The organism is Vibrio sp. V10_P2A27P122, assembly GCF_963874335.1.
Taxonomy (GTDB): domain Bacteria; phylum Pseudomonadota; class Gammaproteobacteria; order Enterobacterales; family Vibrionaceae; genus Vibrio; species Vibrio anguillarum.
Map to the genome: position 1 here is coordinate 1 of NZ_CAWNHY010000221.1, position 13400 is coordinate 13400.

Annotated in this window: 10 protein-coding genes and 1 pseudogene; 8 read left to right on the forward strand and 3 right to left on the reverse strand. The window is 47.1% G+C overall.

Going from position 1 to position 13400, the window contains the following annotated elements; translation table 11 throughout:
• Together AACQ17_RS09070 and acnB are read left to right on the forward strand one after the other, a co-directional pair.
• Window positions 1–420, forward strand: a pseudogene (locus AACQ17_RS09070) (patatin-like phospholipase family protein); the annotation flags it as partial.
• Between the two features lie 246 nt (window positions 421–666).
• Window positions 667–3264, forward strand: coding sequence for a bifunctional aconitate hydratase 2/2-methylisocitrate dehydratase (acnB, locus tag AACQ17_RS09075; RefSeq protein ID WP_094147627.1), 2598 nt, complete (start codon window positions 667–669; stop codon window positions 3262–3264).
• 211 nt (window positions 3265–3475) lie between these two features.
• Here the strand turns inward: acnB and AACQ17_RS09080 are convergent, their stop codons facing one another.
• From AACQ17_RS09080 to AACQ17_RS09090, 3 genes are all read right to left on the reverse strand, one after another.
• Window positions 3476–4615 (reverse strand): glycerate kinase, encoded by a 1140-nt coding sequence (locus AACQ17_RS09080; RefSeq protein WP_094147628.1) that lies wholly within the window; start codon window positions 4613–4615, stop codon window positions 3476–3478.
• Window positions 4616–4635: 20 nt separating this feature from the next.
• The gene (locus AACQ17_RS09085) at window positions 4636–5901 is read right to left on the reverse strand and encodes a GntP family permease (RefSeq protein WP_013857655.1); all 1266 of its coding nucleotides are present in this window, start codon (window positions 5899–5901) and stop codon (window positions 4636–4638) included.
• A gap of 133 nt (window positions 5902–6034) precedes the next feature.
• Window positions 6035–7180 (reverse strand): sugar diacid recognition domain-containing protein, encoded by a 1146-nt coding sequence (locus tag AACQ17_RS09090; RefSeq protein WP_094147629.1) that lies wholly within the window; start codon window positions 7178–7180, stop codon window positions 6035–6037.
• Window positions 7181–7261: 81 nt separating this feature from the next.
• Between AACQ17_RS09090 and AACQ17_RS09095 the strand changes: the two genes are divergently transcribed.
• From AACQ17_RS09095 to AACQ17_RS09120, 6 genes are all read left to right on the forward strand, one after another.
• Window positions 7262–7648, forward strand: a complete 387-nt coding sequence (locus AACQ17_RS09095) for a YacL family protein (RefSeq protein ID WP_094147630.1) — start codon at window positions 7262–7264, stop codon at window positions 7646–7648.
• A gap of 191 nt (window positions 7649–7839) precedes the next feature.
• Window positions 7840–8178 carry a P-II family nitrogen regulator gene (locus AACQ17_RS09100; RefSeq protein ID WP_010317537.1) on the forward strand — a complete coding sequence of 113 codons (339 nt, stop codon included), beginning with the start codon at window positions 7840–7842 and terminating at the stop codon, window positions 8176–8178.
• 27 nt (window positions 8179–8205) lie between these two features.
• Window positions 8206–9435: an ammonium transporter gene (locus tag AACQ17_RS09105; RefSeq protein ID WP_029189899.1), complete on the forward strand. Its 1230-nt coding sequence runs from the start codon at window positions 8206–8208 to the stop codon at window positions 9433–9435.
• 140 nt (window positions 9436–9575) lie between these two features.
• Window positions 9576–10589 carry a Fe(3+) ABC transporter substrate-binding protein gene (locus AACQ17_RS09110; protein WP_013857651.1) on the forward strand — a complete coding sequence of 338 codons (1014 nt, stop codon included), beginning with the start codon at window positions 9576–9578 and terminating at the stop codon, window positions 10587–10589.
• Between the two features lie 100 nt (window positions 10590–10689).
• On the forward strand, window positions 10690–12315 hold the full coding sequence (locus tag AACQ17_RS09115; RefSeq protein WP_094147074.1) for an ABC transporter permease: 1626 nt from the start codon (window positions 10690–10692) through the stop codon (window positions 12313–12315).
• Complete coding sequence (locus AACQ17_RS09120) at window positions 12315–13343, forward strand: ABC transporter ATP-binding protein (protein ID WP_094147073.1); 1029 nt, start codon at window positions 12315–12317, stop codon at window positions 13341–13343. The genes AACQ17_RS09115 and AACQ17_RS09120 overlap by 1 nt, the downstream gene beginning before the upstream one ends.
• Window positions 13344–13400: the final 57 nt, after the last annotated feature.

A 13400-nucleotide genomic window follows, 5' to 3' on the forward strand; every position in this document is an offset into this window, starting at 1 on the left:
ATCGCTGCTTATAGCCTTGGCAGGCATACTTTGGTCGGTAATCTTGATTACGGTGTGGTACAAAGTAAAAATTCTAGTGAGCCGATAAACCCTAAATCTATTGGTGGTTTCTTAAATTTATCAGGTATTCCTCGTAACAGCTTGATTGGACAGAATAAAGCGTTCACCAGTTTGGTGTATCGTTATCGCTGGTTTGATAATGACTTTGGCCTGTTCAGTTCCCCATTTTATGTCGGTGCATCAATAGAATACGGCGGTGTATGGTCTGATCCGGATCTAAGCTTTGATACCGCCCCATTATACGGTGCGGGATCGGTGTTTGCCGGTGTTGATTCGCCGATTGGACCGATTATGTTTGCTTATGGTCGAACCGAAGATAATTTTGATTCGATATACTTGAGTATTGGCACTACCTTTTAGCGAGAATTGAGCTGAAAAGTGGGCGGTAAGTGACTCAAAAATCATAGAACTTTAGTCTTAAGTTGCTATGTTGGTCAAAATGATAAGATTTTAATTTAAAGTTAAATTTGCTATTCTTCGTCCCACAGTTTGGCCTCTCTGCCGCTGATTACATAAAAATATCTGGCAATGGAGAGCCAAGTTTCCAAGGATGTTTGCCCATCATGTCAATAATAATGGGGTAAACCGCAATGAGAGGAAAAAGTCGTGCTTGAAGCCTACCGTAAACACGTCGCAGAGCGTGCTGCCGAAGGAGTTGTTCCTAGACCCCTAAATGCTGAACAAGTCGCAGGACTTGTTGAACTGTTGAAAAATCCCCCTCAAGGTGAAGAAGCGTTCATGCTTGATCTCCTTGAAAATCGAATTCCTCCCGGTGTGGATGAGGCCGCTTATGTTAAAGCGGGCTTTTTAACCGCCATAACTAAAGGTGAGGTCTCTTCACCGTTAGTGAGCCGCGCAAAAGCTGCGCAACTACTCGGAACTATGCAAGGCGGTTATAACATCGAGCCGCTAGTTTCATTGCTTGATGATGCTGAGCTGGCACCTATTGCGGCTGATGCACTATCGCGTACTCTACTGATGTTTGATGCGTTCTATGACGTTGAAGAGAAAGCAAAAGCGGGTAATGCACATGCACAAAAAGTGCTGCAATCATGGGCAGACGCAGAATGGTTCCTTTCAAAACCGGCGCTTCAAGAGAAGATCACGCTAACCGTATTTAAAGTTACTGGCGAAACCAATACTGATGATTTGTCACCAGCGCCAGATGCATGGTCACGCCCAGATATTCCAGTGCATGCACTAGCTATGTTGAAAAATGAACGTGAAGGCATTCAACCCGATAAAGCAGGCAGCATTGGCCCTATCACTCAAATCGAAGCGCTAAAAGAGAAAGGCCATCAGCTAGTCTACGTGGGTGATGTGGTCGGTACAGGCTCGTCTCGTAAATCCGCGACTAACTCTGTTTTGTGGTTTATGGGTGACGACATCCCATTTGTGCCTAATAAACGCGCGGGTGGCTACGTGCTCGGCGGTAAAATTGCACCTATCTTCTTCAACACCATGGAAGATGCCGGTGCGTTACCGATTGAAGTTGACGTTACCAAGCTCAACATGGGTGATGTGATTGATGTCTACCCATTTGAAGGTAAAGTGTGTAACCACGACACTGGCGAAGTGCTTGCCACGTTCAAGCTTAAAACCGATGTATTGATTGATGAAGTGCGCGCTGGCGGCCGTATTCCACTGATCGTTGGTCGTGGTTTAACGGATAAAGCACGCGAAGCACTAGGCTTAGAAGCGTCAACAGTATTTCGTCGCCCAGTTGCAGTGGCTGATACAGGCAAAGGTTATACACTGGCTCAGAAAATGGTCGGTAAAGCATGCGGCGTGACGGGTGTTCGTCCGGGGACTTACTGCGAACCTAAAATGACCACGGTTGGATCGCAAGATACCACTGGCCCGATGACACGTGATGAATTGAAAGATTTGGCGTGTCTCGGTTTCTCTGCTGACTTAGTCATGCAATCTTTCTGTCATACCTCGGCTTATCCAAAGCCTGTCGATGTGAATACCCACCATACCTTGCCTGATTTCATCATGAACCGTGGCGGTGTTTCACTGCGTCCGGGTGATGGCGTTATTCACTCATGGCTAAACCGTATGTTGTTACCTGATACCGTCGGTACTGGTGGTGACTCGCATACACGCTTCCCGCTTGGCATTTCATTCCCAGCCGGTTCTGGCTTGGTTGCTTTTGCGGCCGCAACGGGTGTGATGCCACTGGATATGCCAGAATCTGTCTTGGTGCGTTTCAAAGGTGAAATGCAGCCGGGCATCACGCTGCGCGATCTAGTGCACGCGATTCCTTATTACGGGATTAAGCAAGGCCTGCTCACGGTGGCGAAAGCGGGGAAAATTAACGAATTCTCTGGCCGTGTGCTAGAAATCGAAGGGGTTGAGCACTTAACGGTTGAGCAAGCGTTTGAACTTTCTGATGCCTCGGCAGAACGCAGTGCGGCGGGTTGTACGGTTAAATTGTCACAAGCCTCAATTGAAGAGTACCTCAACTCTAACATCACTATGTTGAAGTGGATGATCGCCGAAGGTTATGGTGACCGTCGTACTATCGAGCGTCGTATTACGGCGATGGAAGCGTGGCTAGCCAATCCTGAGTTGATGCAAGCGGATAGTGATGCAGAATACGCACATGTGATTGAGATTGATCTTGCTGAGATTAAAGAGCCGATTTTATGTGCGCCAAATGACCCAGACGATGCGCGCTTACTTTCTGATGTACAAGGTACGCCTATTGATGAAGTCTTCATCGGTTCTTGTATGACCAACATTGGTCACTTCCGTGCGGCAGGTAAATTGCTTGAGAAGTTCAATGGTCAGTTAGACACACGTTTGTGGGTTGCGCCACCGACTAAGATGGACAAAGATCAGCTTATCGAAGAGGGCTATTACGGCATCTTTGGTCGCGCTGGGGTACGTATTGAAACTCCAGGATGTTCGTTATGCATGGGTAACCAAGCGCGTGTTGCCGATAAAGCGACCGTTATGTCGACTTCGACTCGTAACTTCCCGAACCGTTTAGGGACCGGCGCGAATGTTTACCTTGCTTCGGCAGAGCTGTCGGCCGTGGGTGCCATCTTAGGCCGCATTCCGACACTGGAAGAGTACCTAGAGTACGCGAAGCAGATCAACGCAACTGCAGCTGACACCTATCGTTACCTCAACTTCCATCGTATGGCGCAATACACTAAAAAAGCGGGCAGTGTGATTGTCCAGCAAGCGGTGTAAGAGCTATCCAAGCTAACCTCCTAATAAAAAAGCCACCGATTCGGTGGCTTTTACCATTCTAGCTTCTCACTCAATGCTGAAATAACATTAGATTAAGTTCGATTGGTGGCTGTAATGCTCCGCCAACAATGACTTGACCCATAATTCATAACGTTGTTCTGTCAATGGAGTTAAAATGAGTGTGAACGTCATATGGTATTCAGCGAAATAGTTATTGCCTGTAAGACAAGCTAAAAACACACGCGACATTACGCGCGGTCATTTCTACATTTTGCGCCGCTTCGGCAAGGGCTGTAGGCAAGTCGACCGAGCGTGGAACGACACTGAATACCGCATCAATGCCATGTGGGTGAACAACGGCGCAGTCTGCTGACAAGCAGCCTGCAATGCCGATCACTGGCACGGAAAAAAGTTTGGCAGTGCGAGCAACACCGATTGGCGTTTTACCGTGAATGGTTTGGCTATCAATGCGTCCTTCCCCAGTGATGACTAAATCGGCATCCTTTACTACATCGCTAAGGTTCACGGCATCCATCACAATTTCAATGCCCGGACGAAGGCTCGCTCCTAGTAGACCAACCAGCGCCGCACCTAAACCGCCTGCCGCGCCAGCACCCGGCATCTCTTTCACATCACGACCTAATTGCATTTTTATGATGTTTGCATAATGCGCAAGGTTGGCATCAAGTTGCGCGACCATCTCGGGTGTTGCTCCTTTTTGTGGGCCAAAGACGTGCGAAGCGCCTTGTACGCCGCACAGTGGATTATCGACATCGCAGGCGACCTCCAGTTTGATGCGGGCTAAACGTGGGTCCAGTAGTGTGAGATCAATCGAGGCCAGTTTTGACAATTCAACGCCACCAAAGCCTAATGGATTGCCATCTGAATCAAGCAGTTGAATGCCGAGGGCTTGCGCCATGCCGAGGCCACCATCGTTGGTTGCACTACCACCAATGCCGATGATGATGTGTTCAACACCTTGATCGAGCACGGTTTTAATCAGCTCACCAGTACCGTAGCTGGTGGTGTTCATTGGGTTGCGTTGCTCTGGCGGCACAAGGTGTAAGCCCGATGCGGCCGCCATCTCAATGATCGCTGTTTTACCATCACCCATTAAGCCATAAAAAGCCTCGACTTGCTCACCTAACGGCGCCGTCACCGTTGTGGTAACAATCGATCCATTAGTGGCATCAACCAGTGATTGGACCGTCCCTTCGCCGCCATCGGCCATCGGTAACTTAATGTAGTGCGCATCGGGCAACACTTGTTTGAATCCATTCTCTATCGCGGTGGCGACTTCCATTGCCGTTAGGCTCTCTTTATAAGAATCTGGAGCAATAACAATTTTCATTTTTTAACACCTTAACTGCGTTAAACAAACAGACCAAATACGCCAAAAATCATCACAGAAATGAAGGCAATCACTAAACCTACTGCCGATTCATAAGGAATTAAGGTGAGACGCTCACGAATGTCCATATGTACCGCTCCGCCCGTGGCGTGGAAGAAACTACCGTGTGGCATATGATCAAGTACGGTCGCACCTGAATGGATCATGGCAGCCCCTGCCAGCGCGGGTACGCCTAGCTCGAGTATAGTGGAGCTAAAGACGCTGGAGGCAACGGCTGTACCTGCGGTGGTGGAAGCGGTCGCCAGTGACATCATTGCACCTGAGATCGGTGCAAGCAGGTAAGAAGGTAACCCAGAAGCGGTCAGTACTTCGATTAAACCGCCTTTAAGACCTGAATTGGCGATGATGCCGGCTAAAGTACCAGTACCAAGCAGCATAACCGCAACCGGAGCCATGCGTGTTAAACCTGAAACCGCGAAGTGGTTAGTGTCTGCAAATCGTCCCATCACGACCGCACCGACTAATCCGCCTAATGGGAGTGCAATTAAAGGATCCACATTGATGCCAGCGATAGGGCGTAGTGCGAGTAACACAATCGCCACTAATGGTGCGATGATCGCTGAGCTAAAGCGGGGGAGCCTAGAATGATCCACCGCAACGACTTCACTGGCAGAGACTTTACTTCCTTTATTGACTAAACGTTTGGCAATCAAGTAAGCCACAATAAGCCCGCAGATCCCAGGAATAATACCCGCCGCCATCACAGAAGTAAGTGGCACGTTAAACGCGTCGGCTGCGGCAATCGCATTAGGGTTAGGTGACATTACGTTACCCGCTTTACCGCCGCCAATCATCGCTAGCAGAATGGCCGCCTTGGAGAGATCGGCACGGCGAGCGATCGCCAGAGCGATAGGAGATACGGTGATTACTGCTACGTCGACAAACACGCCGACCGCAGTCAAAATTAAGGTTGCTAAGGCCAAGGCAAATAAAGCGCGAGTTTCTCCAACCTTTTTCACTATGGTTTCTGCAATGGAAGTGGCAGCGCCTGATTCAATCAATACACCAGCTAAAATACCTGCTGCAAGAATGCGTAGCACCGCGGTTACAATGCCTTGTGCGCCACCAATCATCAGAGCAACGGTGTCGGTCAGCGATACACCGCCGATCACGCCACCGACCAACGCGCCGATGATCATGCCATAGGCGGGTGGTACTTTTTTTAGAATGAGCGTGATAGCCACGACTAATGCGGCCAGAGCTCCGAGAGTTGAAACTTCAATCATCTTCTATATCCATATTTTTTATCAGTGATTGGCTGCAATATAGGGAGCAAAAATAAAAGAGTCTTCAGTCTATTGCACAGATTACTGTCTTTGATGCGACTGATTAATTGTGCAAATGCACAATTTTATGTTTTTATTTGAAGCAAGATAAAGCCAAATAAAGGTGAGTAATGTCATTTAACTGATTGAATTTTAAAGCGGTTACTTGCTCAATCTTTTCAAGCCTATAGCGCAAGGTATTACGGTGAATATGCAGTGTTTGGCAAGTTTGATGAACATCGCAGTTTTGTTCAAAATAATGGCGGAGGGTTTTAATTAATATTCCCTTAGTGTCATACCGTTCCAGCAGGGTATAGGGTTGGCGTAACTGCTCGCGGCTCCATAGCTCATGCTGTACGCTATTGAGCAGTACAGGTAACTTATCATCTTGATAAAAGAAGACGTCTCCCTGTTTATGGTGGGAGGCTTGCATCGTCAACTTGGCGGTTTGATAAGATTGAGCCAGCCCTGAGAGCGTTGGAAAATAATCACCTAGTGCAATTTTGATGGTGAATTTGCCCTCTTTTTTCACTCGCTTCAACAGTTGATTGACTCGTTTAGTTTCGGCCTCTTGTGACCAACCTTTTTCGGTGAGTGAGATGGGTTTTAAAACCACCACTTCGTTGTGAGAAACTGAAATGATCCCCACCAAATTGTCCCGTTCAGGGTATTCCAGCAGATGCACTAACTGCTGTAAGTGTTCTAGCGATAAGGCGGTGTCGTTATCTGGGATCAATTTGACCACGGCAGCGATACGCGGCTGGGAAAGATCGAGCCCTAATCGCTCGGCGATTGAATTGAGCTGTGTTTCGTTGAGAGTGGCACCTTGAATTAGTTGTAATAGCAGCTCTTCACGGTGGCGCTTATTCCACTGTACTTGTGCCATCAGTGCGGCTTGTTCAACGATAAGCTCCGCCGTCATTTTGACCAGCTCGCCATAACGGTGAACCTCCGTTGGGTTACCGGAAATTCCAACTACGCCGATCACTCGTTGTTGATAAATGATGGGGAAATTGATGCCGGGTTTAACGCCTTTTAGGTAACTGGCGGTGGCATGATCAATTTCAACCACTCGATTTTCATTGATGGCTAAAATCGCCCCTTCGTGTTTCTGGTGCAAACGAGTGGGATCACCTGAGCCAATAATTCGTCCCTTTTCATCCATTACGTTGACTGAATAAGTGATGATCTTCATCGCTCTTTCTACAATCTGGCGTGCGGTGGTTTCTGTGATCTGCATAATCTCAAGTGGTTTCGTTAGCCATAATCACCGATAATAACAAAGTTATCCGTATCCCCAAGCACCAATATCGAGAACCCGATGGACTACGAATTTAAAAAAAACACCCTAGATGGGAGCTATTACTGCTCTTTTTCGATGGGGCACGAAATTATTGGCCGTTGGCTACAAGAGGAGATCAGCAACGATCTTCCCAAAATAGATCAAGTTATTGCGCTAATGGCAGCATCGAAACGTGCATTTAATCAAGAGCAGACGCTTGAGGGGCAGGAGATCAGCGTGATGATTCTTGCCGATGAGGTCACGGTTCAGGCCAATGTTTTGACGCATGGTGAAGCGCTTGATAGTGACAGTGAGTTTGATTTTTACGATTGTGAAAGCACCGCAAGCTGCGGCATCGATGATTTTGCTTCGATGATCAAGCAGTGGTGCGAATTTGTACGTTACTCACCTGCGGACTTCACTTAGCGCTGCACAAAACTGGTGAAGATTAAACACTTCGCTTTATTTGTGGGAAAGGGTTGCACCTCATTTGTGCAACCCTTTTCTTTTTGGCATAAAAAATGGTTGCAAATCTTTTAAAATCATTAATTTAAAAAGTTGGCACGCAGCTTGGATTGTATTGATCGTAAACGGACTACTGCTTGTGAGAGGATGCAATGAAACTGATCAACGCGATAATTAAACCATTTAAGTTAGACGATGTGCGTGAAGCTTTGGCCGATGTCGGCATCGAAGGGATGACGGTTTCCGAAGTGAAAGGCTTTGGTCGCCAAAAAGGGCACACCGAGCTCTACCGAGGCGCGGAATATCAAGTCGATTTTCTGCCTAAAGTGAAATTAGAAATAGCGACACAAGCTGAAAATGTCGATCGCGTGATAGAGGCGATTATCAAAGCGGCGCACACCGGAAAAATTGGTGACGGAAAAATTTTTGTGTATGACCTCAGCCAAGCTGTGCGTATTCGTACTGGCGAAATGGACAGTGAAGCACTGTAAAGATTCAAAGGATTGGAGATAACCATTATGGAATTAGCAGCAACGGTAACAGAGCTACGTTACGCACTCGATACGTTTTTTTTCTTGATTTCGGGTGCGTTGGTGATGTGGATGGCGGCTGGCTTTGCCATGCTAGAGGCAGGTTTAGTTCGTTCTAAAAACACCACTGAAATTTTAACCAAAAACTTTTGTTTGTACGCGATTGCCTGTACCACGTATTTAGTGGTTGGTTACAACATTATGTATGTTGATAACGCAGAAGCAGGCTGGCTGCCTTCATTCGGCTCCTTGATGGGTAGCCAAGCAGAAGGCGCGGATCACTCCCTTGAATCAGACTTTTTCTTCCAAGTGGTGTTTGTGGCAACCGCGATGTCGGTGGTTTCTGGCGCTGTCGCTGAGCGAATGAAATTGTGGTCGTTCCTTATTTTTTCCGTCATTTTGACCGCATTCATTTACCCAATGGAAGGCTATTGGACTTGGGGTGGTGGCTTTCTTTCAGCTGCCGGTTTCAGTGATTTTGCCGGCTCTGGTATTGTTCACTTAGCGGGTGCATCGGCGGCGCTAGCTGGGGTCATCTTGTTGGGAGCTCGTAAAGGTAAATACGGTAAAAATGGTGAAATTTACCCTATTCCGGGCTCCAACATGCCACTTGCGACTTTGGGTACATTTATCCTGTGGTTTGGCTGGTTTGGTTTTAACGGTGGTTCACAACTAATGCTGTCTGATTTTGAAAACGCAACAGCGGTTGGTCAGATTTTCCTCAACACCAATGCCGCTGCAGCAGCGGGTTCTATCGCGGCTCTATTAGTGTGTAAAACCACTTGGGGTAAAGCGGATTTAACCATGGTACTCAACGGTGCGTTGGCCGGGTTAGTGGCTATTACCGCTGATCCTCTCTCTCCATCACCACTGTATGCGGTAGCGATTGGTGCTGTAGCGGGTGTGTTGGTTGTGTTTAGCATTATAGCCCTTGATAAAGTGAAAATTGACGATCCTGTGGGCGCAATTTCAGTACATGGCGTATGTGGTTTGTTCGGTTTAATGGTTGTGCCAATCAGCAATACTGATGCGACTTTTGGCGCTCAACTACTTGGAGCCGCAGTGATTTTCGCTTGGGTATTCGGTGCAAGCCTTGTGGTTTGGGGTATCCTGAAGGCAACGATAGGCATTCGAGTTTCGGAAGAAGAAGAATTAGAAGGGATGGATATGCACGACTGTGGGGTGGGGGCCTACCCAGAATTCGTGACAATAAAGTAATATTTCCTTACAGATAACCTACCTAAAAACCTGCCGATTAAGGCAGGTTTTTTTATTGATTGAATTGTTTTTCAATCTATCATCAATATAATAACGAAACTGATAAACATTATCATTACCAATTTTAAAGGGAACTAGAAATGAAGAAACTGCTTACTCTGTCTGCGATGGCATGTAGTGTGATGGCTCCGAGCGCGATGGCGGCAGAGGAGGTTAACGTTTACTCATACCGCCAACCATTTTTGATTGAGCCGATGTTTAAAGAGTTCACTCAACAAACGGGCATTAAAGTGAATGTGAAGTTTGCGAAAGAAGGGATTGCTGAGAAATTGGTACAAGAGGGTGAGTACAGCCCTGCTGACGTGATTTTAACCTCAGAATTTAGCCGTCTTTTTGAGTTATCTGAAAAAGGTTTAGTCCAAGCGGTGGATAACAAAACCATTGAAACTAACATTCCTGCCCAATATCGCGATAGCGCAGATGAGTGGTTTGCACTAACAATACGCACCCGTAGCGTCTACTCATCACGCGATCGCGTAGGCAAGCTGGGTGATGACTTCAACTACGCTGACCTCGCGAAGCCTGAATTTAAAGGCAAAATCTGTACTCGTAGTGGTAAGCATCCTTACAACGTGGCGCTGGTTGCGTCCATGATTGCAGAGCAAGGCGAAGCGAGCACTAAAGTTTGGCTTGAAGGTGTCAAAGCAAATTTAGCACGTAAGCCTCAAGGTAATGATCGTGACCAAGTTAAAGCGATTAAAGAAGGTTTGTGTGATGTCTCATTGGGTAATAGCTATTATTTAGGGAAAATGTTAGCTGATGAGAAGCAAAAATCATGGGCTGAAGCCGTCTACATCAACTTCCCCGGCCAGAATGCGCAAGGCACGCACGTTAACGTGAGTGGTATGGCGATGGCGAAGTACGCGCCTAACAAAGAAAACGCAGTTAAGCTGATGGAGTTTTTGACCAGCGATAAAGCACAGCACATGTACGCTGACGTCAACTTTGAATACCCAGTAAAAGCAGGTGTTGAGCGTTCTGCACTAGTCGCTTCATGGGGTGATTTTAAAGCGGATCCACTGCCGCTCGAAAAAATTGCCGACAATCATGCCGCGGCAATTAAGCTGCTTGATGAAGTGAAATTTGACCTTTAATCGGTTCTAGGGGTATAACAGTGCCCCTATTCTATTGAAGGGGCATGAGATGTATTTGCAAACGCATTTATGTGTCAGTAAGCCTTATTGTAATTAGGCAATGAAAGAAAAAAATACATTATGGAAAACCAGTAGTGCCAGTGTCACTGTGCTACTGGTTTTGCCGATCTTAGCCATCTTTATTACCGCTGCGGGACAAAGTGATGAGGTTTTTTCTCATCTCATGTCAACCGTGATGCCCACCTATACCTTTAATACCGTCGTATTAACGTTCAGTGTGATGGGGCTTTCTTTGCTATTTGGCATTCCCAGTGCTTGGTTAATGGCGATGTGTAAGCTGCCTACCGAACGCATTTTACAATGGGCTTTGGTGTTACCACTTGCGATGCCCGGCTACATTATTGGTTACATCTTTACCGGTTGGTTTGACTACGCAGGCCCAGTGCAAGTGTTACTTAGAGATATTACGGGTTGGGGCGCAGGTGATTACTGGTTTCCCGACATTCGCAGTTTGGGCGGGGCAAGCATTGTGCTTGCGCTGGTGCTTTATCCATATGTTTACCTACTGTGCCGTGCAGCATTCATGGAACAGAACGTCTCCTTATTGCAATCCGCTCGTCTATTAAAATGCTCTCCGTGGCAGAGTTTTCGTCTTATTTCACTACCGCTTGCACGGCCAGCGATGGCGGTTGGCCTCTCCTTAGTGGCGATGGAAACGGTGGGAGATTTTGGTACGGTGAGTTACTTTGCCGTTAATACCCTAACGACTGCGGTGTATGACACTTGGCTCGGTTATTCTAATTTGAATGCGGCAGCGAAAATATCCGCCATCATGTTGGTGATTGTATTATTACTGCTGAGCGCAGAGCGCTATAGCCGTCGTAAACAGAAATTATTTCAAAGCCAATTTAACAGCCATGAAGATTTTCGCTATCAGTTGCAAGGGTGGAAAAAATGGGCCGCTTTGTGTTGGTGTTGGGGGCTAGTTGCGCTCGCGTTTCTTCTGCCTTTATTGCAGTTGGTCTCATTCGCTTATCACTATTTTGCGAAAAGTTGGACTTCGGAGTTCCAAGACTTTGCGATCAATAGCTTAACGGTTTCGTTGACGACAGCGCTGGTGGCGGTGTTGATTGCTTTGGTCGTGAATTTTTGCCATCGGTTGAACGCCAACGGGGTGACTTTAGCCTTTATGCGCTTGTCTTCTATGGGGTATGCGGTTCCCGGAACCGTGCTAGCGATTGGTGTGATGGTTCCGGTGCTGTTTATGGATCATTGGGTCAATGATGTTGCTAAAGCGATGCAGTGGGGGCGACCGGGTCTTATCTTTTCTGGTTCGATGTTTGCTATTATTTTTGCTTTAGTGGTGCGTTTTTCGGCCGTGGCGATTGGTAGCATAGAAAGTAGCCTTAATAAAGTCTCACCTTCTTTGGATATGGCGGCTCGAACTATGGGTTATCGATCGAACGCTATGCTGTGGCGAGTTCATCTGCCATTGATCCGCCGTGGTACGCTTATCGCTGGGTTGTTGGTGTTTATTGAGTCAATGAAAGAGCTGAATGCCGCTTTGTTATTGCGTCCGTTCAATTTCGAAACCTTGGCGACCTATGTTTATAACTACGCATCGGATGAACAATTAGAAGTGGCTGCTTTGCCTGCGATACTCTTGGTCGCGGTTGGTTTAATTCCGCTTATCGTCGTTAACCGTTCACTGGAGCAAAATCACTGATGAGTTGTGCGCTGTCTATCCATGATTTGACTTGCAAATATGAAAACCAAACGGTTTTACAATCACTGTCGCTGGAAGTCAAACAGGGAGAAATCGTCTGTTTATTAGGAGCAAGTGGTTGTGGGAAAACGACCTTATTGAAAGCTATTGCGGGTTTGCTGCCGCTTAGCTCTGGGGTGATGAGCCTTAATTGTGTGACGATTGACGATGGTCAACATTGGTTGCCACCGGAAGCGCGAAACATAGGGATGATTTTCCAAGATTATGCGCTGTTTCCTCACTTAACTGTTGCGGAAAATATCGCGTTTGGATTGCGTCAACTCTCTCAAACCGAGCGCAAAGCGAAAGTCGGAGAGATGTTGGCATTAGTGCACTTAGCGGGGCTGGGGGATCGTTATCCTCATCAACTATCGGGTGGACAGCAGCAGCGAGTGGCGATTGCTCGCTCCTTGGCGTATAAACCGGATCTACTACTGCTTGATGAGCCGTTTTCCAACATCGATACCCAAGTTCGCCATGAGTTGATCGGTGAAATTCGCAACATTTTTAAAAAGCAGGGTGTGACGGCTATTTTTGTGACCCATAGCCGCGAAGAAGCTTTTGCTTTTGCTGATAAAATGGCGGTAATGAACCACGGTGTGATTGAGCAATATGGCACCGCATCAGAGCTGTACTACCAACCGTCGAGTAAATTTGTGGCCGATTTCTTAGGTGGTGGAAGTTATTTAAGCGCCAAACGAATTTCAGAATGGCAATTTGAGACCGATTTAGGTGTGGTTGACGCCAAAGCTCAGCAACCCATTGAGCTTGAAGCCAAATGCGAATTACTACTGCGGCCACAACACATTCAAATTAGTGCGCAGCAAGAGAGCAAAGTCCGCGTGTTAGAGCAGCAATTTATGGGCGATCACTGCCGTTATGTGATTGATGCGTATGGCAGTAAGTTGCTGGCGAGTTCTTCACAGCCGTTGAGCGTTGGGCAAAATGTTGCAGTCAGCATTGATACGCAAGGTGTGTTGGCTTTTTAAAAAAAGCCCGGTATGACGCCGGGCAAGTGTTCTTCATCGATATACCTACAACCTCTT